This window comes from Streptomyces sp. NPDC055025 (genome assembly GCF_053608565.1).
On the sequence record NZ_JBSGVS010000011.1, the window covers coordinates 37,693 to 57,930 of the forward strand.

The 20,238-nt window shown below is 68.6% G+C and carries 18 protein-coding genes; 5 read left to right on the forward strand and 13 right to left on the reverse strand.

What is annotated here, in order from left to right; all coding sequences use genetic code 11:
- Positions 1–52: 52 nt before the first annotated feature.
- The 5 genes from ACWGDX_RS09425 to ACWGDX_RS09445 all read right to left on the reverse strand — a co-directional run bounded on the left by ACWGDX_RS09425 (position 53) and on the right by ACWGDX_RS09445 (position 5,763).
- Complete coding sequence (locus ACWGDX_RS09425; protein ID WP_453623825.1) at positions 53–1,117, reverse strand: glycoside hydrolase family 6 protein; 1,065 nt, start codon at positions 1,115–1,117, stop codon at positions 53–55.
- A 139-nt stretch (positions 1,118–1,256) separates the two neighbouring features.
- Positions 1,257–1,793 (reverse strand): hypothetical protein, encoded by a 537-nt coding sequence (locus ACWGDX_RS09430; protein WP_453623826.1) that lies wholly within the window; start codon positions 1,791–1,793, stop codon positions 1,257–1,259.
- A gap of 103 nt (positions 1,794–1,896) precedes the next feature.
- Positions 1,897–2,676, reverse strand: coding sequence for an HAD-IIA family hydrolase (locus ACWGDX_RS09435; RefSeq protein WP_382852771.1), 780 nt, complete (start codon positions 2,674–2,676; stop codon positions 1,897–1,899).
- A 328-nt stretch (positions 2,677–3,004) separates the two neighbouring features.
- The gene (locus tag ACWGDX_RS09440) at positions 3,005–4,063 is read right to left on the reverse strand and encodes a hypothetical protein (RefSeq protein WP_453623828.1); all 1,059 of its coding nucleotides are present in this window, start codon (positions 4,061–4,063) and stop codon (positions 3,005–3,007) included.
- A 296-nt stretch (positions 4,064–4,359) separates the two neighbouring features.
- On the reverse strand, positions 4,360–5,763 hold the full coding sequence (locus ACWGDX_RS09445) for an ROK family protein (RefSeq protein ID WP_453623977.1): 1,404 nt from the start codon (positions 5,761–5,763) through the stop codon (positions 4,360–4,362).
- A 215-nt stretch (positions 5,764–5,978) separates the two neighbouring features.
- Between ACWGDX_RS09445 and ACWGDX_RS09450 the strand changes: the two genes are divergently transcribed.
- Both ACWGDX_RS09450 and ACWGDX_RS09455 read left to right on the forward strand, forming a co-directional pair.
- On the forward strand, positions 5,979–7,082 hold the full coding sequence (locus tag ACWGDX_RS09450; RefSeq protein ID WP_453623829.1) for a Gfo/Idh/MocA family oxidoreductase: 1,104 nt from the start codon (positions 5,979–5,981) through the stop codon (positions 7,080–7,082).
- A complete protein-coding gene (locus tag ACWGDX_RS09455) occupies positions 7,079–7,609 on the forward strand; it encodes a heme-degrading domain-containing protein (RefSeq protein WP_453623831.1) in 531 nt (176 codons plus the stop codon). The genes ACWGDX_RS09450 and ACWGDX_RS09455 overlap by 4 nt, the downstream gene beginning before the upstream one ends.
- Positions 7,610–7,779: 170 nt before the next feature.
- On the opposite strand, the gene ACWGDX_RS09460 is transcribed toward ACWGDX_RS09455, so the two are convergent.
- From ACWGDX_RS09460 to ACWGDX_RS09475, 4 genes are all read right to left on the reverse strand, one after another.
- Positions 7,780–8,640 carry a fumarylacetoacetate hydrolase family protein gene (locus ACWGDX_RS09460; protein WP_363079170.1) on the reverse strand — a complete coding sequence of 287 codons (861 nt, stop codon included), beginning with the start codon at positions 8,638–8,640 and terminating at the stop codon, positions 7,780–7,782.
- 269 nt (positions 8,641–8,909) lie between these two features.
- A complete protein-coding gene (locus tag ACWGDX_RS09465) occupies positions 8,910–9,680 on the reverse strand; it encodes a YidC/Oxa1 family membrane protein insertase (protein ID WP_453623833.1) in 771 nt (256 codons plus the stop codon).
- 291 nt (positions 9,681–9,971) lie between these two features.
- Positions 9,972–10,295: a DUF6412 domain-containing protein gene (locus ACWGDX_RS09470; RefSeq protein ID WP_453623835.1), complete on the reverse strand. Its 324-nt coding sequence runs from the start codon at positions 10,293–10,295 to the stop codon at positions 9,972–9,974.
- A 163-nt stretch (positions 10,296–10,458) separates the two neighbouring features.
- Positions 10,459–10,989 carry a winged helix-turn-helix transcriptional regulator gene (locus ACWGDX_RS09475; RefSeq protein ID WP_453623837.1) on the reverse strand — a complete coding sequence of 177 codons (531 nt, stop codon included), beginning with the start codon at positions 10,987–10,989 and terminating at the stop codon, positions 10,459–10,461.
- 401 nt (positions 10,990–11,390) lie between these two features.
- Here ACWGDX_RS09475 and ACWGDX_RS09480 point away from each other — a divergent pair, with 401 nt between their 5' ends.
- The 3 genes from ACWGDX_RS09480 (at position 11,391) to ACWGDX_RS09490 (ending at position 14,751) form a co-directional block, all read left to right on the forward strand.
- Positions 11,391–12,734: an MFS transporter gene (locus tag ACWGDX_RS09480; protein WP_453623839.1), complete on the forward strand. Its 1,344-nt coding sequence runs from the start codon at positions 11,391–11,393 to the stop codon at positions 12,732–12,734.
- A 275-nt stretch (positions 12,735–13,009) separates the two neighbouring features.
- Positions 13,010–14,017 carry an SEC-C metal-binding domain-containing protein gene (locus ACWGDX_RS09485; protein ID WP_453623841.1) on the forward strand — a complete coding sequence of 336 codons (1,008 nt, stop codon included), beginning with the start codon at positions 13,010–13,012 and terminating at the stop codon, positions 14,015–14,017.
- Positions 14,018–14,259: 242 nt separating this feature from the next.
- Positions 14,260–14,751, forward strand: a complete 492-nt coding sequence (locus ACWGDX_RS09490) for a very short patch repair endonuclease (RefSeq protein WP_453623843.1) — start codon at positions 14,260–14,262, stop codon at positions 14,749–14,751.
- Here the strand turns inward: ACWGDX_RS09490 and ACWGDX_RS09495 are convergent.
- From ACWGDX_RS09495 to ACWGDX_RS09510, 4 genes are all read right to left on the reverse strand, one after another.
- Complete coding sequence (locus ACWGDX_RS09495; protein ID WP_453623845.1) at positions 14,725–15,999, reverse strand: DNA cytosine methyltransferase; 1,275 nt, start codon at positions 15,997–15,999, stop codon at positions 14,725–14,727. The genes ACWGDX_RS09490 and ACWGDX_RS09495 overlap by 27 nt on opposite strands.
- 145 nt (positions 16,000–16,144) lie before the next feature.
- Complete coding sequence (locus ACWGDX_RS09500; protein ID WP_453623847.1) at positions 16,145–17,962, reverse strand: DEAD/DEAH box helicase; 1,818 nt, start codon at positions 17,960–17,962, stop codon at positions 16,145–16,147.
- On the reverse strand, positions 17,959–19,386 hold the full coding sequence (locus ACWGDX_RS09505) for a hypothetical protein (RefSeq protein WP_453623849.1): 1,428 nt from the start codon (positions 19,384–19,386) through the stop codon (positions 17,959–17,961). The genes ACWGDX_RS09500 and ACWGDX_RS09505 overlap by 4 nt, the downstream gene beginning before the upstream one ends.
- 17 nt (positions 19,387–19,403) lie before the next feature.
- The gene (locus tag ACWGDX_RS09510; protein WP_453623851.1) at positions 19,404–20,105 is read right to left on the reverse strand and encodes a hypothetical protein; all 702 of its coding nucleotides are present in this window, start codon (positions 20,103–20,105) and stop codon (positions 19,404–19,406) included.
- Positions 20,106–20,238: the final 133 nt, after the last annotated feature.

Below are 20,238 nucleotides of genomic sequence, written 5' to 3' on the forward strand. Positions count from 1 at the left end.
TTCGACCGCGGCGGCGGTTCCCCGCCGCCGCCGAACCGCCGTGCGCGCCGCGCTACTTCGTATTGCGCGCCAGATCCAGGGCGTAGCGCGGATACCAGTCGCCCGCCTTGGGCCCGCCCTTGCAGTCGCCGTCCGACTCCCCGGGGCGCTTCACCCAGAGATACGCCGTGACCAGCGGATCGCCGGTATCGGTCGTCGGTGCCTCGCCAAGGGCGCGGCCAGGGGGGTTGCACCAGTTCTCGCCGGGGTCGCCCCCGGTGTACGGGCCGTTGCCGTTGCGGCTGGTGTCGATCACGAACGGCTTGCCGCCGACCTTCTCGGAGAGCCGCCTGCCGAAGTCCGCGCTCGTCGCGGTCGGGTAGAAGTTGGAGACGTTCACCGAGAAACCGTCCGCGTCGCCGATGCCCGCCCACTGGAGCGGTTCGAAGAGCGCGTCGGGCGACTGCCAGCCCGCGTTGCCCGCGTCGAGATAGACCGAGGTGGCCGGCTGCTCCTTGAGCCGCTTGATCGCGCCCTTGAGCAGGTCGTACCGCTCCTCGTGGAACTGGTCCGGGGTGCAGCCGTCCACCAGGTGCAGTACGGCGTCGGGCTCCAGGATCACCGTGGCGCGGCGGTCGCCGATGCCCTGGGCGACCTGATCGACCCACGCGCGGTAGGCGTCGCCGTCGGAGGCCCCGCCCTTGGAGAACTGGCCGCAGTCGCGGTGCGGAATGTTGTAGAGGACCAGCAGGGCGTCCCGGTCGGCCTTCGCGGCGGCTTCGGTGAAGCCCTTGGCCTGGGCCTCCGGGGTGTCGGGGCCGATCCACTCGGCGACCGGCTGCTCGGCGATCTTCCGTATCAGGGCGGCGCTCCGGGTGTCGCCCTCGCCCGCGTACGCGGCGACCTGACGGGCCGCCGTGCCGTCGGGGTTGACCCAGTACGGGGCCTGCGCCTTGGGCCGCTGGCCTATCGGCGACACCTTCGTACCGCCGTCACCGTCCCCGTCCCCGCCCCCGTTCCCGCCGCCGTCGGAGGAACAGCTCGCGAGGAGCAGAACCGCACCCGCCGACACACCCACCGCTCCGGCCCTCAGCACCGCACGGACGCGCGCACCGCGACCGGAATAACTGCCGTACATCCACTCCCCCTTGATGCACTGTGCCGACGCACCGCGACCGGGACCGCCCTCCCCGGCGCCCCCGAACTCTGCCCGCCCGCCTGCCTGCCTGCCCGGTCGAGACGGGCCGTCACCAATCCTGGCATACCGCCACCGGCCGTCAGGCGGATCGTTCCGCTTCGTGGGCGAGCTGTGACGGGGCCGGGTCCGGAGCCGGAGCCGGAGCCGGAGCAGAGTCCGGGTCCGGGTCCGGGTCCGGGGGGACGTTGCGCTGCCGCCGCGCGCTTCTCAAGGCGACGACGACCGCCGCCACACCCGCCAGGACCAGTCCGACCACCGCGTGCGGGGTACCGGGCCCGGCGGAGTCGGGCGGCTCGGACGGCTCGGCGGGTCTCGGAGGTCCCAGGGGGCCCAGGGTCCCCAGAGGTCCGGCGGATCCCGCGGGCCCGTTGGAGCCGGTCCATCCGGCGGATCCGGCGGATCGCGCCTCCTCCCGGCCGGCCCCCGCCGTACCGCCGGGGGCGACGGCCGACGGGGTGAGGGTGCCCCGTACGGAGTCATCGGCCCGCACCAGGGACTCATGGGCCCGCGCGACGGAGTCATGGGCCCGGATCACGGTGAGACCGAGGACCGGCGCGGCCACCAGCACGGCGGCGGCCACCCACATGGCACGGAGACGGGGCAACCCTGAACGCATCGTGAACCTCCTGATACTCAGAGACTCACCGGTGCGACGGCCTTCCGCATCCGCAGCGCGCGGCCGGACAGGATCCAGTCCGCCGCGCCCCTCGCTGACGTGCTCAGATGAGATCCACAAGATCGGCGATCGAGTCAACGACCTTGGAGGGGCGGAAGGGATAGCGGTCGATATCGGCGTGAGTCGTCACTCCGGTCAGCACCAGGAACGTCTCCACCCCCGCCTCCAGACCGGCCAGCACATCGGTGTCCATCCGGTCGCCGATCATCGCGCTGGTCTCGGAGTGCGCGCCGATCGCGTTGAGCCCGGTGCGCATCATCAGCGGGTTCGGCTTGCCCGCGAAGTACGGGTCCTTGCCGGTGGCCTTGGTGATCAGCGCGGCGACCGCGCCCGTCGCGGGCAGCGGGCCCTCGGTCGAGGGTCCTGTCTCGTCGGGGTTGGTGCAGATGAACCGCGCTCCGCCGTTGATCAGCCGGATCGCCCTGGTCAGCGCCTCGAAGCTGTAGGTACGGGTCTCACCGAGCACCACATAGTCCGGCTCGTGGTCGGTGAGGATATAGCCGATGTCGTGCAGCGCGGTGGTCAGTCCCGCCTCGCCGATGACATAGGCCGTGCCGTCGGGGCGCTGCGCCTCCAGGAACTTGGCGGTGGCGAGGGCCGAGGTCCATATGTTGTCGACGGGTACGTCGAGTCCCATCCGGGCCAGCCGTGCCTGGAGATCGCGCGGTGTGTAGATGGAGTTGTTGGTGAGGACGAGGAAGGGCTTGCCCGACTCTCTCAGTCGCTTGATGAACTCGGCGGCGCCAGGGATCGGAACCCCTTCGTGAATGAGCACACCGTCCATGTCCGTGAGCCACGACTCGATCGGCTTGCGCTCTGCCACTGGACTGTTCTCCGCTCTGCGGTGGCCAATACTCCATATGATCCGACCCGCCCAGCCTAACCAGGGCGTCGCACGGACGGTACAAGCGTCCAGTGCCTGATCGGAGGGCCGCAGGGCGGAGCCCCGGCGGGATCCCACGGGATCCCGTGGGATCCCGCCGGGGGGCATGGGCGCGGGTGGCACGGAGGATCGGGGCGTCCGTCAACTCCCCATGCGGCGGGGGCGGTTCGATGAGCGTTCCGGAGCGCGGCTGAATGTCGTGCCGCAGGCCGTGGCGCCGGTCGTGCCGCAGACCGTGGCGTCGGCCCTGGCGTCGGCCCTGCGGGCTTCAGGGCTGGTCGTTGCCGTTCGTACGGTCCTTACCGTCCGTGCGGTCCGGACCGTCCATGCGGATGCCGCGATCGGTACGGAGTCGCCCGATGCCCAGAGCGAGGACGGCTCCGGCCGTGAGCAGGGCGGCGAAGGCGGCGGTCCGGCCGAGGAGATCGCTGTCGGAGTCGGTACGGGCGAACTGCCGGGATCCGGGCAGCCGGTCGCCGGGGTCGGGATGCCCGGCGGTGGGCGCGGGCGTACGCGGGACGGTACGGCCGTGATCGCTCGCCCCAGGGCCGCCACCGTCTCCGCCGCCCAGGCCGTCTCCGTGTCCGGCACCCTGTCCGGCACGGTCGCCATGGCCCGCGCCGTCCCGGTGACCGCCGCTGTCACCGTCACCGCCGCCCGCCCGGAGGGAGAGCCGATAGGCGTTGGACTCCCCGACCCAGTCGCCGTCGCTGCCCCGCCGCTGGACGGTCGCGGCCGTGACGATGATCTTGTTCGGTTCCGTGCCCGCGGCGAACGCGAGCCGCGCGCGGACGCTGACCGTACGGCCGGCCGCTACGACAAGGCCCGGCGAGCCGTCGTCGAGGACGCCGATGATCTCGTCCCGCTCGGTCTTCTCCAGCGGCAGCGTCCGCCAGCGTCCCTCGCCGTCGGTGATCTCCAGGGTGAGCTGGGAGACGTCGAGCGCCCGGTGCCGGTCGACGAGGACGAGGACGGGGTGGATGTCCCGGCACGTCCGGCCGGTGGTGTTGGTGAGATCGAGTGACCACGTGCCCGCGTCACCGCCGGGCCGGTAGTCGTCGGGTCCGCCGTGGATACGGGTCGTGATCGGGAACTCCGGGTCGGAGACCTTGCCGCATCTCGGCTCGCGCCTGTTGGCGGGGAGCGAGGATGCCTCGGCGGGCGTCGGTGTCATGGCCCGTGTGGTGGTGGGCGTGCCCCTGGGCGGGATGCAGGCCATCGCCGTCGGCGCGACGGTCATGGCGGCGACGGCGACGACGGCCAGAACGGTCGCGGCGGCTCCGGCGGCTGCGGTGACTCCGGTGGCGGGGGCGTGACGCAGTCGCATGGGTGACATGGCCTTTGCTGATCGCGAGGCGGTCGGGCGGGTCCAGCGGGTCCGGCGGACGGTCGAGGTGGAGGTCAGCGGTTCGGGGTTCGTGGATCGTGGTTCGCGGCCCACGGTCCGCGCGATCGGCTGTCGGCTGTCGGCTGTCGGCTGTCGGCTGTCGGCTGTCGGCTGTCGGGCGCGCCTATCAGGCCGGCCCGGCCGCCGCCATCAGAACCTCCGACGCTGTCACGCGCCCGTCGCCCGTCCTGGGCGCCACGGCCCCGGACGGCCGGAAAATCACACAAACCACTCCATCAGCCCATCTCAGAGGCCCGCCGGTGTCCGAAGACCGGCGCGAGGACGAGCTGCGCCGCCCCCTCGGCGACCGGATACGGCCCGCCGTCGGCCGCCAGGACCGGAACGACCGCGCCCCGGGCGCGTTCGGCCACGACGGCCCCCACGCCCCGGACGAAACACTCCTCGTGCGCGGTGATCGTCCGGCCGCCGAGCAGGACGCGGTCGATGTCGAGCAGTCCGACGAGGTTCGCCGCCCCGGCGCCGAGCACCCGCGCCGCCTCGGCCGGTTCGCCACGGGCGACGGCGGCGAGGCAGAGCGCCTCCACGCAGCCGCGGTTGCCGCAGTCGCACGGCGGGCCGTCGAGCTGGATGACCTGATGGCCGAACTCCCCCGCGCCGGTGCGGGCACCCCGGTGCAGCGCGCCGCCGAGCACGAGCCCGGCACCCAGGCCCGTACCGAGATGGAGATACGCGAAGGAGTCACCCGCGCCACCCGCGCCACGCAGCGCGAGGCCGAGCGCGGCGGCGTTGGTGTCCTTGTCGAGCACGACGGGGAGCTGGAGCCGGGCGGCGAGCGCGTCGCGCAGCGGAAACCCCGCCCACTGCGGAAATCCGGTGACGCGTCCGGGCACCCCGGTGCGGTGGTCGAGCGGTCCCGGCATGGCGACCCCGACCCCGAGCACGTCCCGGGCTCCCGGCGGACCGGCGGCCCGGCCACCGAAAACGCCGACCGCCGGCGCGTCGGACTCCCGTACACGCGGTCCCCTGTCCGGCCACGCGCCACTCCGGCCACGACCGGCCCCGTCATCCGCCCGCGCGTCACGTCGTACGTCGTAGCGCGCGCTCGCCCGCACGGATTCGCTTCGCGCGGATTCACTTCGCGCGGACTCGGACCGTACGGATTCGCCCCGTACGGATTCGCCCCGTACGGACTCCGACCGCACAGGCCGGGCGGCTCGTGCGGTCTCCGGCCGTACCGACTCGGCTCGTACGGACCCGGCCCGCAGCACTTCCGCACGCACCGCGTCCACCTGTACCGCCGCCGCCTCGACCACCCGTTCCGCCCCCGCGCCGAGGTCGAACGGGGCCGTCCGTACGGCGACCAGCGCCCCGGACAGATCCATCAGGACCGCCGTCAGCTCGTCGCGGTCGAGATGCAGCCCGACCGCGTACGCGGCGGTCGGCACCAGCCGCAGCACGGTCCTCGGTTTGCCGCCCGTGGAGGCGCGACGGCCCGCCTCCGTCGCCATGCCCTCCGTGCGCAGCCTGGCCGTGATCTTGCTGACCGCCTGCGGGGTGAGTCCGGTGCGCTCGGCGAGTTCCAGTCTGCTGATCCCGCCGTCGCCCGCCGCGCGCAGCAGGTCGAGCACCAGCGCGGCGTTGTAGCTGCGCAGCGCCGGCAGATTGGCCCCCGCACCCACACCCGTTCCGGCGCCCGCACCCGTTCCCGTTCCCGCACCCGCACCCGTTCCGGTGGCCTTTCCGGCGCCTGTCCCCGCGCTCCTTCCGGCGCCTGTCCCCGCGCCCGCGTCCGCCCCGCTCCCGGCCACTCCCCCGACATCCCCGTTTCTTCTCTCCACGTCCGCCATTGTCCCCCGTGGTTGCACTTTGGCAACGCCGTTGCTTAAGTGGTGCCATGACCTTGACTGGCGCCCGCACCGGCCCCCCTCTGCGCGTCGGACTCGTGGGCTACGGCCTCGCGGGCTCCGTCTTCCACGCCCCGCTGATCACCGCCACGGACGGGCTCGTCCTCGACACCGTCGTCACCGCGAACCCGGAGCGCCGGGAGCAGGCGGGCGCCGAATTCCCGGGGATACGGTTCGCGGCGTCGCCGGACGAGCTGTGGGAGCGCGCCGACACGCTCGACCTGATCGTCATCGCCTCCCCCAACAAGACACACGTCCCGCTCGCGACGGCCGCGCTCAAGGCCGGACTGCCCGTCGTCGTGGACAAGCCCGTCGCGGGCACCGCCGCCGAGGCACGCGAACTGGCCGCGCTCGCCGACAAGCGCGGGCTGCTGCTCTCCGTCTTCCAGAACCGCCGCTGGGACAACGACTTCCTCACCCTCGCCCGGCTCATCGACACCGGCCGGCTCGGTGACGTACAGCGCTTCGAATCCCGTTTCGAGCGGTGGCGTCCCCAGCTCAAGGGCGGCTGGCGCGAGTCGGGCGCCGCCGAGGAGATCGGCGGGCTGCTCTACGACCTCGGCAGCCATGTGGTGGACCAGGCGCTGGTCCTGTTCGGTCCGGCGGAACGGGTGTACGCGGAGGCGGACGTACGCCGTGCCGGCGCCGCGGCCGACGACGACACCTTCATCGCCATCACCCACACCACCGGTGTCCGCTCCCATCTGTATGTCAGCGCCACCGCCGCCCAGCTCGGCCCCCGCTTCCGAGTGCTCGGCTCGACGGCCGGCTATGTGAAGTACGGACTCGACCCGCAGGAGGCCGACCTGCGTGACGGCGGACGGCCGGGCGCCGACACGAGCTGGGGCGTGGAGCCCGAGTCGCTGTGGGGGCGGATCGGGGCGGGAGAGTCACCGCTGACAGGTGGCGGCTATCCGGTGGAGACCGAGCCCGGTGACTATCCGGCCTACTACGCGGGCATCGCCACCGCACTGCGCAAGGGCATCGCGCCCCCGGTGACGGCGTACGAGGCCGCGTCGACGCTCGACGTACTGGAGGCGGCACGCCGCTCGGCCCGCGAGGGCACCACGATCACCCTGGAGACCGAGTCATGAGCACCCCCGCATCCGTGCCCGAGCCGACTCCCGAACCGCAGGAGCCGACCCCCGTGCCCGAGCCGGCCCCCTCGCCCACCGTCGCCGAACTCGAAGCGCAGGAGGCCCGGCTGATCCTGCGTCACTTCACCCACGACGACGCCTGGGCCCTGGGCACCCTGCTGGTCGAGCTGGCACGCGAGCGGAACGCGCCGGTGGCGATCGACATCCGCCGGGGCGCACAGCAGCTCTTCCACTTCGCGCTCCCCGGCTCGTCGGCGGACAACGACGCCTGGATCGACCGCAAGCGCCGGGTCGTGGAACGGTACGGCGCCAGCTCGTTCCTCGTCGGCACCCGCTTCCGGGCCAAGGGCAGCACGTTCGAGGAGTCCTCGCGTCTCGACCCGGATCTCTACGCGGCCCACGGCGGCTCGTTCCCCCTCGCGGTCGAGGGCGCGGGCATCGTCGGTACGGTCACGGTCTCGGGCCTGCCGCAGGCCGAGGACCACGCGATGGTGGTGGAGGCCCTGGAGCGGCTGCGCGGCTGATCCCGTATCCGGGGCGGTCGCGGTGGCAAACTGCCCCGCCCCGCCCCGGATTCCTCCGTCCCGGACTCCTCACCTCTTCCGTCCGACGCCTCCCGCTCTTCCGTCCGACGCCTCCCGCTCGTCCGTCCGGCGCCTCCAGCTCGTACGTCCGACGCCTCCCGCCGAAGGCGCTACGCGTCCTTCAGCTCCTGGCGCTGAGCGCCCAGTCCCTCGATCTCCAGCTCCACCACATCGCCCGCCCGCAGATACGGCTTCGGCTCCGGCTTGCCCAGCGCCACCCCCGCCGGCGTCCCCGTGTTGATGACATCGCCCGGATACAGCGTCATGAACTGGCTGACGTACCGGACGAGTTCGCCCACTCCGAAGATCTGGTCGGCGGTCGTCCCGTTCTGCTGGAGTTTCCCGTTCACCTTGAGCCTGAGCGGCAGCGCCTGCGGGTCCGGCACCTCGTCCGCCGTCACCAGCCAGGGGCCCAGCGGGTTGAACGTCTCGCAGTTCTTGCCCTTGTCCCACGTACCACCGCGCTCCATCTGGAACTCGCGCTCGGAGACATCGTGCGAGACCGCGTACCCGCCCACATGCGCGAGGCCCTCCTCCGCCGAGTCCAGATAGCGGGCGGTCCGTCCGACGACGACCGCGAGCTCGACCTCCCAGTCGGTCTTGCTGCTGCCCCGGGGCACCAGGACGGTGTCATCAGGTCCGACCACTGTGTCCGGCGCCTTGAAGAAGATGATCGGCTCGCTCGGCAGCTCCACGCCCGTCTCGGCCGCGTGATCGTGGTAGTTCAGCCCTATACACACGATTTTTCCGATCCGGCCGAGCGGGGGCCCTATCCGTACGCCGTCACCGTCGAGCACGGGCAGTTCGCCCGAGGCGGCGGCCGACCTGATCCGGTCGAGCGCGGCCTCGTCGGCGAGCAGAGCCCCGTCGATGTCCGTGACCAGCGCGGACAGATCCCTGAGGGTCGTCCCGTCCTCGTCGAGCAGCGCCGGGCGCTCCGCCCCCGCCGTACCGACACGCAGCAGCTTCATCCTCTATCTCCCTCTGGGTCGAGCATTGCCAAGCCGATGGGCATGGCCATCGGGGGATTGGCTGATCCTCCAAGACATCGGATCACTCCGCAAGGCCCAGTTCACACCCTGGACCCCCCGAGCCACCCCCCGCCGCTCCCGTCACCACCCCACCACCAGGACCATCCCCACCCTCACGCGTCCTACGCGGCGATGGCGGGCACTCGCCTCGGAAGCGGCCGAGCGCCTACGGTCCGGCGGTTACGGGCAGGGCTGCTGCGGCACGGCGGTTACGGCACGGTGGCCGGTACCACTCCCGCCACCGGCATGCCCCGGTAGTAGAGGAAGTACCGCTCGACCGCCGTCCAGGTCGTACTGGTCACCACGTACAGCGCCGCCGCCAGCGGCACCACACCGACGGTGAAAAGCGTCGCGAAGGAGAGCAGCGGCATCATCTTCGTCATCGCGCCCATGCCGGGGACCTGCTGTCCGTCGGGCCCGGCGGGCATCGCGGGCGCGTTCGCGAGCTGGATCCGCATCTGCCGGAAGTTGAAGGTGGCGACCCCGGCGATGATCGCGAAGAGCGCCAGATACACGAGCCCCGCTCCCCCGAACAGCCCGCCGTGCGCGAGGGCGTCGGTCCAGCGGTCACCTAGGGGCGCGGCGAAGAGGGAGTGGCCGAGGAGCTCGTTGCGCTCGCCGCCGATCGTCCGGTTGGAGAAGAGGTGGTACATCAGGAAGAACGCCGGCATCTGCGCCAGGCTGGGCAGACAGCCGGAGAGCGGCGAGACCTTCTCCTTGGCGTGCAGTTCCCTGAGCGCCTTCTGCATGCGCTCGGGATTCTTGCCGTGCTTCTTGCGCAGTTCGGCGATCTGCGGGGCGAGTCTGGTACGGGCCTTCTGGCCACGGGCGGACGCGCGGGAGAGGGGGTGGACCGCGAGCCGTACGCAGGCGGTGAACAGGACGATCGCCGCGGGCGCGGCCCCCGTGTGGAAGAGCGGCTGGAGCAGATCGGCCAGACCTGTGACCAGGTTGGCGAAAACGGACATGAAAGCGGACATGGTGAGCCCTCCGTGGGGTCTCGTCGTGCCGTGCCGGTGGGAGGCGGACGGCCGCGATACGCGCGCGCTGATACGTGCCGGCACGCGCGGTGCGACTGGTCCGCCGGTCCGCCATGAGGCGGCGCTTCGGCATGACGACCCGCGTGGAGGTGTGTGGGGATGAGCGGGGGGAGCGGGGGTGAGCGGGGGCTTCGTTCCGCGGGGAGCTACGAGTGCTCGCTGTCCCTGCTGCCCCTCATGACTCCTCTATTGCCCCTGCTCCTACCCCTGCTGCTCTTACCCCTGCTGCTCTTACCCCTGCGCCCACGCGGCCGTCGGCGGGCGGCGGCCGGGTGCTCGGGGACGGGTACGGCCCGAGGCATCGGGATCCCGTTGGGGCAGGAAGGCGGTGCGTTGCTCGCGGTCGCGGATGGCCGTCCGTACCCGGTGCGGCGGGTGGGCCGGCACGGAGCGCGCGCTGATGACGGCGCAGACGGTGAGGGCGGAGCCCACGGCGGCGGTGGCGGCGAGCGCGACGGCGGCGGAGAGGCTGCCGGCGTCGATGAGCAGGGTCTCGGTGAGCAGGAAGAGCAGAAGCCCGGCGGGGCGCAGCAGCCGAAGCGCGCTGCGGACCATGGCCTGCCCCTCTCGTCTCGTCCTGTCTCGTCCCGTCGTCCTCGTCCGACCGCTCGCGCGGCAGGTGCGACGTGCTCGTACGGCCCGTACCCCCGTACCGCGGGTACCGCGCGTTCCGCCGACGCGGCTCGTCCGGCTCGTACGACAAATGCCGCTTCAGCCGTTATACACGATCGACCTCAAGGGGCTGTAGCAGTCGGCGGGGCCGGAGCAGGGCCCGGCTCACCGGATCGCCGGGCTCCGGATCCAGTCCCTCGCCCGGCAGCACCTCCACGTCCTGGGGCGGCACGCCCGTACCGCAGGCCGGGCATTCGCCGTACGGGCCCAGCTCCGTACCGCAGTCGGCGTGCGTGAACACGCGCAACCGCTTCGTACCCGGCATATGTGCGGTGCCCCACAGACCGAGCGACCGCACGATCGGCCAGAGGGCGATCCCGCTGTCGGTGAGGACGTACTCGTCACGCGGCGGGGAGTCCTGATAGCGCCGCTTCTCCAGGACACCGGCGCGCTCAAGGGTCTGGAGGCGGGTGGCGAGTACGGCGCGGGGCAGGCCGAGATGGACGAGGAAGTCGTTGTAGCGGCGGATGCCGTAGAAGGCGTCGCGCACGACGAGGAGCGTCCAGCGCTCGCCGAGGACCTCCAGCGCGCGGGCGATCGAGCACTGCTGTGTCACGTAGTCCTTGCCCAGAGCCATGGAAGCAGCTTAACAAGATTTGGGTTCAATGAATGAACCTTCAGACTGCTAAGGTCGGCGCCAGTGGTGAGTTCATTCACCGAACCTATAGATCCGCCACCGATCCGCCGATCCGCCGCAAAGGGGATCCGCCACCGAGGGGACGAGACGTCATGGCCCAGGCTCAGCCCGAGCCCCTGCACCAGCCCGGGAACCGGCCCGCGCCCACCACGGCGGCGGGGGCCGGGACGACGGAGGCCGGGACTGCGAGCGCGACCGCGACCACGGCCACGAGCGCGACCGCACCCGCACCCGCCGCCCCGCGGACCGCACCTCCGGCGCCCCGGACCACGTCCGCATCCGCATCCGCATCCGCATCCGCAGGCGCATCCGCAGGCGCGCGCCCCGGCGCCACTCTCGCCGTGACCAGCGCGGCCACCACCGTCGCCCTGATGAACTACACGACCCCGCTGCTCACCCTCCCGAGCATGAGCGCGGCCTTCCACACCCCGCTCTCCGGCCAGGCCTGGCTGCTGAACGGCGCTCCGCTCGGCCTCGCCGCCGTTCTGCTGATCGCGGGCAGCCTCGCCGACGACTACGGCAGGCGCAGGATCTTCCTCCTGGGCACCCTCGCCCTCGGTGTCACCACCGCGCTCGGCGGTCTCACCGACAGCACGCTGCTCTTCACACTCGCCCGGGTCGCGCAGGGCGCGGCGAGCGCGGCGATCATCGCGAGCAGTCTGGGGCTGCTGGTCCACGCGTTCCCGGCGGGTCCGGCCAGGATCAGGGCGACGGGGGTGTGGGGCGCGTTCGTCAGCGCGGGGATAGCCCTGGGCCCGCTGCTGGCCGGGGGGCTGAACGAAGTGAGCGGACCGAACGCTTCCGGCTGGCGGCTGACCTACGCCGTTCTCGGCGTGGCGGCGCTCGTCATCGCCGGTCTCGGCGTCCGCGTACTCGCGGAATCACGTGCCGCCCGCCGGAATCGACCCGATGTCTCGGGTGCTGTCACCCTCGCCCTGGCCTTCACCGCGCTGCTGAGCGCGCTCACCCTGGGACGGGACGGCTGGCTGCGGGCGCCCGTCCTGCTCCTGCTGCTGGCCTCGGCCGTCCTCACCGCTCTCTTCACCCTCATCGAACGGCGCACCGCCGCTCCCCTGATCGATCTGGGGCTGCTGCGCCGGCCGCTGTTCGGGGCGGCGTCGACGGGCGCGCTGTTCACCGGTCTCGCGGTGATCGGCCTGATGAGCTATCTGCCGTCGCTGCTCCAGCAGACCATCCATATGTCGGCGCTGGGCGCGGCCTGGCTCTTCCTCCTCTGGTCGGGTACGGCCTTTCTCGTCGCTCTCCAGGCCCGGCGCCTCGCGGGCCGGGTGGCGGCCCGCCATCAGCTGGCGCTGGGCTTCGTACTGCACACGGCGGGGGCGCTGGGGATGCTGGGCGCGCTGGACGCCGGGTCCTGGGTACGTCTGGTGCCCGGCCTGTTCGTCGCGGGCGTGGGCAGCGGTCTGCTGAACGCCGCGCTGCCCCGGCTGTCCGTCGAGTCCGTGCCGACGGAGCGCGCCGCGATGGGCTCGGGCGCCAACAACACCGCGCGCTACCTCGGTTCGTCGGCCGGCGTCGCGCTGATCATCGCGGTGGCGACCTCGGCCGCCGATCCGGCACACGGCACGGACCTGGCGATCCTGGTCTCGGCGGGCCTCACGCTGGTGGGCGCGGCGACGGTACTGGCGCTACGGGAACGCCGTCACCCGCGCAAAACGGCGTGACCCTGCCCAGTCGGCGCGGCCGGACCGCAGCTCACCCAGGGAGGAGCGACGCGAACGCCGACAGCGGCCGAAGGTGACGGACGGGACGGCGCGGCCCGGAGGCGACGGAGCAGAGGGAGCGACCGGAGCAGTCGGAGCAGACCGGAGCGGACGAGGCGGCCCGGAGGCGGCCCGACGCGGACGGAGGGCGACGTCCGAGCACGTCAGGACCGCGGGGCCGCACCGGGCGCGGCCTCCCCTCCGCCCGTATCCCGTACAGCAGTACGGTGTGCACCATGCGCCCCGACATGCCTGCCGACCACCCCACGGAAGCCGAGCGCCTGCTGCGTACGGCGGCCCAGTACCCCGAGGATCACGAGCCCCTGCTCCTCCAGGCCGCGGCCCATCTGGAACTGGCCGGCGACCGCGACCGCGCCACCGGCCTCTACGACACCCTCCTCGCGGGCTCCCCCGACCACCCCCATCTGGTGAAGGCGCTCAAGGCCGCCAACCTCTGGGAGTACGGACACGAGGCCGAGGCCCGCGCGATCATCGACGGCCTGCGCTCCGCCGCCCCGCTGGACCCGGCGCCCTGGGAGATCGTGGCCGAGACGCTGGAGTCCCACGACGAACTGCCCGCGGCCCACGACGCCTTCACCACGGCCCTCAATCTGCTGCTCACCCCGGGCGAAGAGGTCCCCTACCCGACCCACAACCTGCTGATCGGCCGCCACCGCGTCCGCCGTCTGCTGGGCCTGGACCACGACGACTGGGACGCCCTCGCCGACCGCGTCCACCCCTCGACGGTCTCCCTGGACGAGCTGCACGACCCCAAACGCCTCTGGTCCCTGGGCTCCGACAACCCCGCCGAACTCCAGGCCGAGATCACCCGCCTCCGCGCCGAACTCGGCTCCTACCGGACGGCCCTGTCCCGCCCCTTCCCCGTGGCGGTCCTCCACTGGCCGCAGCCGGAACTGACCGAACTCCTCACCGCGTACCCCGCCCTGGCCACCGAGTACCCCTCCCACGAGGCCCATCTGTCCCAGCTGGAAGCCTCGCTCCGCGACCTGGCCGCCACCGGCACCCCCAACCTGGGCATCGTCACAGCCACGGTCCCCTCCTACGAGGCCTTCGCGGCCTCGGAACAGTCCTCCCCCTCCAACACCGCCCTGCTCCCCCAATACGCCACCACCCTCGCCGCCCGAGGCCGAGCCACCCCCTGGCCCCCACCCCGCAACGCCCCCTGCTGGTGCACCTCAGACAAGCCCTACCGCGACTGCCACGGCAGTCCGGGCAGGGCGTAGCGTCTCCGGATCACTGCGGAAACCCAACTGACTCAGACGATCGAAGTCCAGTCGTCGATCCCTCAATGAAGATCACCCTTCGGGCGGCCCAAAGGGCTCTTGGCCGTCACCAGCCATGGCCCGCGCCCCTCCGCCGGCTCATCCTGCCGCGTATAAGGCGAGCAGCACGGGCAGGGCACCCTGCCCGTGCTGGGGTTCGGCTCACCCAGGAGCCGCCCAGAGGTTGAAGATATTCTGAGCGTATGCCAGACAGTGTTGAGTGGGATGCCCCAGCAGGCTCCTGGGCTTCTTCAGCAGCTCGCCGCCGCAACATGCAGGCGATCCGCAGCCGTGATACGAAGCCGGAGCAGACCCTTCGACGTCTCATTCACGCTCAAGGTCTCCGTTACCGGGTATGCGCCCGTCCGCTGCCCGAACTACGCCGGACCGCTGATCTCGTATTCCGTCCCGCCTTGGTCGCAGTATTCGTGGACGGCTGCTACTGGCATGGATGCCCAGAACATTACGTGTCACCCAAGACCAATTCTTCCTACTGGTCCGAAAAAGTGCTCCGCAACGTCAACCGTGATCGTGACACCGATCAGAAACTCGCTGACGCCGGATGGCTGTCTCTCCGCTTCTGGGAGCATGAGTCGCCAACTGACTGCGCAGAAAAGGTAGCGGTCACGGTCCTTTCCCGCAGAGCCAGTCTAGAGAAGAACAAGCATCTAAAAGATCGCGGGCTGATCTTCTGAATCTGACGCTCCAGCGAGAGCCGTCCCGTCGTCCATTACATAGCTTTCCAGTAGCTTAGAACGGAGTTCTGGCCTCAATACGGCAGCGATCGCCCGGCCGACCGCTTCGGCTACAGGTGGCGGAAAGGCATTACCCACTTGCCGGTATCGCGCGGTTTTGCCGCCCTGGAATTCCCACTCAGCCGGAAACCCCTGAATGATCGCGGCTTGCTCCACGGTAAGCATGGGACCATTCGGCCTAAACAGGTCACGCGCCGGATCACATTGCTCTATTTCGTTGGCAACTCCATTGCCGTCAACGCCGAGCACCGCCCAGGCCTGCTTCGCCCGGCTAGGGCCCAGGTCAGCGCCACCATGTTTCCGAGAACCACCAACGAGGGTCGGCGCTACGTCAACACCGGCCGAAAGTGCCTTCAGCGCACGATCTTGCCATTGGTCAAAATGATATTCTCCAGTCTCGTCGCGCTTCTTCGAGGGCTGACCATGCTTATTCAGTGACCAGTACTTGTTGAACCGTTCACGCATCGAAGGCTTAAGCTTCTCATACACAGAGAGACTATCCGCACGCGTCCGAATCGGCCAGGTGAAATCAACCCCATGGGAGAAGTCCCGATGAATGGCAACAAGAACAGCGCGAGGTCGCAACTGAGGCACACCAAAATCTTTTGCCTCTAGCTTCCGCCAGACTTGAGACATCTCCGCATTCTGCTTGACATTGGACCAATAATTCTTGATCAGCGGCACATCGTAGCCCAGCCCGTACAGCTCATTTATGATCTTCCGCCTATACTCAAGAAATACATGAGGAGGCTCAAGAATCCCTCGGACGTTTTCAATCATAATTGCCTTGGGCTTCATGTCGGCAACAATTTTAAGCATGTCCGGAAAAAGATCCCGCTCATCATCGGCGCCAAGTCGCTTACCGGCAAGCGAGAATGGCGGGCAAGGAACACCGCCAGCCAGCAGGTCAACTCTCAGGCCGCGATCTTTAATCTCCTGGTACTGCGGGGAGCAAAGGAAGTCCTTGACATCACCTGGCTCAAGGGCATCAACCTTCGCCTCGTCCCATCCAGGCCAGGCGCCGACATTGGCCTTGAGAGTGTTCACCGCGTGACGGTCCCACTCAACTAGGGACAGATGGTGGAAACCTGCTTGGTGCAAACCGACGGCTTGCCCACCTGCGCCCGCGCAGATCTCAACTGACGTGAGTGGCTTATCGTTCCGCGGGCGTGGGTGATCGCCTGCCATCGGCTGCTCCTCGTGTATGGCGCGAAAAAAGTCTGCTCAAGTCTCGCAGACTGCGCAGCAATGAGCAGCCGCCTCACCCGAGATCTTGCAGCATAACCTCATAGGCGACCACCGCTGGATGCGGCGGCCGCCAACGCCACCAGCCCTAGCCCGCCCGCACGTGCGCCAGAAGCGCCTCCACATCGCTGGGGGCTAGTCCAGCCGCCACAGCAGGCTCTTCCTCCAAGTCCGAGAGCTGCTGAACAGAGGGGTCATCCAAGATCTTCCCCATGAACTCAAGCTTCTGGTCAAGGCGGGCGGCGACGACCTCGTCAACGGTGTTGCGGACCGCCAGCACTGTGACACTGGTCTCGGTCCCAGGCTGAAGCCCAAGCCTATGGATACGGTCCAAGCTCTGCAGGAAGCGTCCCGCGACGAAGTCGCGATCGACATAGACCGCATCGTGACATACCTGATGGAGGCTGATCCCCTCGCCCAGGGTCGCCGGGTTGGAGATAAGCACCATGCAGGCCGGATCCTCCCGGAAGCGACGGAGCTGCTCCTCACGATCTACCGTTCCACCGAAGACAGTTGCCGGACTGTACTTCGCCAGAAGTCGTTCCAGAGTAGTGAGGCTCCGCACAAAAGTGGTCCAGATCAGTGTTTTCCGTCCCTGACTGGCGTTCTCAGCAACAATCGCCGCCGTTTCCTGGTACTTGGGTGAGAGCTCGTAATCAGGAAGATTCTGCATGTGAGCGTAGAGTGAGTGGCCTCTCGGGATCTCCAGAGGGGGAAGCTGATACGCCAGCGGCTCATAGCGACTTGCGCCTTCGAGCAGGAGGGCTGGACTTGTCGCAGCCATAAGCAAGCGCAAGGCCGTTCGCCCAAGAGCGGTCAGGTCATCTGCCCTACCTCTGGAGTCCGCGCCCCCGACCAGCGCAGCATAGATCTCCTCATGCAGAGGCGGCATATCTACATAACGCATCTTCAAGTCCATCGGAGGAAGTCCGAGTTCCTGCTTGGTCGTCCGGGCGAAGAGAGGCTGCAGGGCCGCGCTGGCGTAGGCCAGGTCTCCTCCGGCAACGGCGCGCTCAACCGACCGCTGACCATGCCCCGGCCACACGAAACCAAACAGACTCTCCAGGTCCTTCGACCCGTTCGGCGCCGGCGTACCGGTGAGAATCAGCCGCCTTGTCGCCAGCGGACCAAGTGCCATACAAGCAGACCCGTATGTGCCCCGCACGCCCAGTTTCATCCGATGTGCCTCGTCAAGAACGATCATGCTCGGCTCGGCCCTCAGCCAGGACGCCAGTGTCCCGAGTGAACGGTCAAGTCGCTCATAGTTGACGATGAGCACTTCCGCCCAGCGATCCGTCGCCCCGTCGAGCACGTGAGTACGGAGCCTGTGCTGAAAGCAGACCGCCGTCTCGTACTGCCACGACTCGTACGCGGACTTCGGGCAGACAACGAGAAGCCGTTTGACGTTGCCTTTCTCCCGCTGGGCGGCGTAAACACCAAGAGCAGCCCTTGTCTTGCCCGCACCGGGGACGCTGAAGTTGGCCCCATGCTGAAGCGAGAGCAGCTTGGCAATGTCTCGGCGCTGAAATTCGCCAAGCTCCGCGATCCACTGGTCACCGAGCAGCGCGGGGACATCATCAGGATGGATCTCCCTTTCGCTTCCTGGATCGCTGAGCCTGGATTTGACCTTCTCAGCGTCCTGAATATTCCCCAGTACCAGGTTTCTGAGATCCTGCGCCCATGTCACTCCCGACGGATCCGGCCAGGTCGCTATCTCGCCGACCTTATTCAGCAGATCGTCGAGATCAACGATCGCGGTCAGCCGGCCAAGCTGGCCGCCCGTTCGGAAACGGGCGGCCAGCTGAACAAGATCTCCGCTGTAGTCTTCGGTGGTTCTGAGAATGACCCTGGTCCGTGTGTCGTCAAACGCGAGATTCAACGACACCTGCCCGGCAGTGTCGGTCACTGCGTCTCCTTCGGGGCAACGGCTTCTACGAGCCAGGCAACACCGTCGCCCGGTTCCCCTTGAACTCGTCCAGCCTGCTGAGCAAGCTTCCGCAGACTCTCCCGCAGTCTCAGCACTGCTTCGTCGAGTGCCGCTTCATCGAGGCTCCGGGCCGCGCGCGCCTGGACCACCTCGACCACGCACTGATCGATGTCCGCGCAGGCATCCGCCAGCCGGGCGGGTGCAAGCTGCTTCCTCTTCCGCACCCGGGCGTCACGGCCGGCGGCGTCGATGGCCTTGTCGAATGCCTCCTTCGCCTCGTCAAAGACCTTCTGAGCCGCCTGCTTCTCCTCCGTGGCCGGCTCGGAACTTCCCGCCAGGGCCTTGGCCCGCAGAATCTGGTCGTTGAGTGCACGCGCGGCGGCCACCCGGGCGGATGCTCCAGTCACGGACACACCCAGACCGGGTACGGCTACTGCTTCTTGTTCCACTCCGGAGCCGAGATCGCTGAAGCCGGGCGGCAGTTCCGTAACGAGATAGTCTTTCTCTACGAAATACTCGTCAATATGGCGTACGTCCGTCTTAGAAAAGTCCAGGAGAATAGCAGCCAGCCGCAGTTCCTTGACGATCTCGCCATCGTCCGGCTCTGCCGCCGAAACTTTCTTGTAGAGCCTTTCCAGCTCCTTCAGTTTCTCCTGGTCGTACTCGAAATCGACCAGTCTCAGGGAAACCCCGCCCCCACTCCTGCTCCGCTCAATCAGTTCGCGGATGGTACCGAGAATCCAGCGCTCCTGATGGTAGGTCTTTACCTGGACCCGGAACTCCTTGGCAATGACATCCGGCGTTCGCCCCAGTGCGGCCTGTTCCTCCATGGCAAGCAGCCGGTTGATATATGAATAGTCACGCCGGTGATCTTTGCGCAACTGTAGCGACAGCTCAACAGCGTTGATATCTGCCCAGGTGAAGGAAGCCGGCAGCACTCCCACCCGCATCGACTGCGCACCGGCCTCCCGCAGCGCGGCAGCGCGGGTGTTTCCATTGACAAGCACGCCGTGGTGCGTGACCAGGCCGGGATCGTTCTGACCGAACTGCTCCAGGCTATCCTTCAGCGCCTCGAACGCGGAGTCCCTTCGATTCGGATTCGAAGGCTCCGCTTGCAGCAGGAATTTCAGGTAGTCCTGGCTCTCCACACTCCACGGATCGTCCTCCAGCGCACCGTCCTTCGCAGGGTCATGACTGCGCTGCGCCCGGATACGGTGTGTCCCCGGATTGAAGTAGAGGCTACTGAGCGGAAGATCAATCACCTCAACGTGCGTGGCCTTGTCGTTCCAGTCGATCGTGACCGTTTCGCGGGTGCCCCCCGATGCTTTTACCTCCTCCAGCCGCTTCTTGATCAGCTCGCTGAACTCATCCGCTCTTGGCGGATCATTAAATTCCCGGAACACGCTCTCCCCGATCCTGTTCACTGGTTGTCTTCGCCGGCCACTGCTTTACGGACAGTCTCACGTGAGGCTGACGGCAAGGTCCGGTACGCCCCCCACAGCTTCTCCAGGGACCCCTGAGTGCGTCGGTCTGCGGCGATCCAAGCCGTCAACGCCTGCTTCTCCAAAGGCGAGAGAGAATCGATCCTGCCGAGCACATCCGCGAGATCGACCGGCGCCTCGCCCGCGGTCCCCGATGTACAACGCTTGCACTCGGTCACCATCTGCACTTCTACGGATCCGTCATGCAGTACAACTTTTCGCCTTGCCACATTCAACTGTGACCGAACATCACTCCCCTCCTCGTATTCCTCACCTGCACCGATTCCACAGGTGCGGCACATGAAGTTGTCACTCTGCCAGACCTTGATGCGCTGAGGGCTGGTCAGACTACCTTTGTGTCGCGCGACCTTGGCCTGACCCGGAATCCACACCTCCGCACCCTTGGTGACATAGCGCTGCTCCTCCTGCTTCAGCGCCGGGTCATCGCGGCTGGTGTCGATCCGCCAGCCGTGATCCCTCAAATCACGCAAACGCCGGTCGATCTGGGCGACTTCAGGGAAAGCCTGGCGAAGCTGCGCTTTGGTGAAGATGTTGCCCTCCCCCACCTCGGCCTCCAGCCAGAGAGCGGCGCGCACTTTACCGCCAAGTTTGCCGTTCTGCCACGATGGCAGCATTGCCATGCCTTCTCTCCGATCAACAGCACAGTTCGAGGCCAGCAACGCACCGGGCAGCACAAATCGGCATATACACCGCACCCTTTCGGCCGCTGACTCGGGTTGCCCCGGGAAACCATTCATTGCCTATAGCAACTCG

Bases quoted from the DNA above. Each gene is read 5' to 3' on its own strand.
- ACWGDX_RS09425 (WP_453623825.1), bottom strand. From the start codon at position 1,117: ATGTACGGCAGTTATTCCGGTCGCGGTGCGCGCGTCCGTGCGGTGCTG.
- ACWGDX_RS09430 (WP_453623826.1), bottom strand. From the start codon at position 1,793: ATGCGTTCAGGGTTGCCCCGTCTCCGTGCCATGTGGGTGGCCGCCGCC.
- ACWGDX_RS09440 (WP_453623828.1), bottom strand. From the start codon at position 4,063: ATGCGACTGCGTCACGCCCCCGCCACCGGAGTCACCGCAGCCGCCGGA.
- ACWGDX_RS09450 (WP_453623829.1), top strand. From the start codon at position 5,979: ATGACCTTGACTGGCGCCCGCACCGGCCCCCCTCTGCGCGTCGGACTC.
- ACWGDX_RS09455 (WP_453623831.1), top strand. From the start codon at position 7,079: ATGAGCACCCCCGCATCCGTGCCCGAGCCGACTCCCGAACCGCAGGAG.
- ACWGDX_RS09460 (WP_363079170.1), bottom strand. From the start codon at position 8,640: ATGAAGCTGCTGCGTGTCGGTACGGCGGGGGCGGAGCGCCCGGCGCTG.
- ACWGDX_RS09465 (WP_453623833.1), bottom strand. From the start codon at position 9,680: ATGTCCGCTTTCATGTCCGTTTTCGCCAACCTGGTCACAGGTCTGGCC.
- ACWGDX_RS09470 (WP_453623835.1), bottom strand. From the start codon at position 10,295: ATGGTCCGCAGCGCGCTTCGGCTGCTGCGCCCCGCCGGGCTTCTGCTC.
- ACWGDX_RS09475 (WP_453623837.1), bottom strand. From the start codon at position 10,989: ATGGCTCTGGGCAAGGACTACGTGACACAGCAGTGCTCGATCGCCCGC.
- ACWGDX_RS09485 (WP_453623841.1), top strand. From the start codon at position 13,010: ATGCGCCCCGACATGCCTGCCGACCACCCCACGGAAGCCGAGCGCCTG.
- ACWGDX_RS09490 (WP_453623843.1), top strand. From the start codon at position 14,260: ATGCCAGACAGTGTTGAGTGGGATGCCCCAGCAGGCTCCTGGGCTTCT.
- ACWGDX_RS09495 (WP_453623845.1), bottom strand. From the start codon at position 15,999: ATGGCAGGCGATCACCCACGCCCGCGGAACGATAAGCCACTCACGTCA.
- ACWGDX_RS09510 (WP_453623851.1), bottom strand. From the start codon at position 20,105: ATGGCAATGCTGCCATCGTGGCAGAACGGCAAACTTGGCGGTAAAGTG.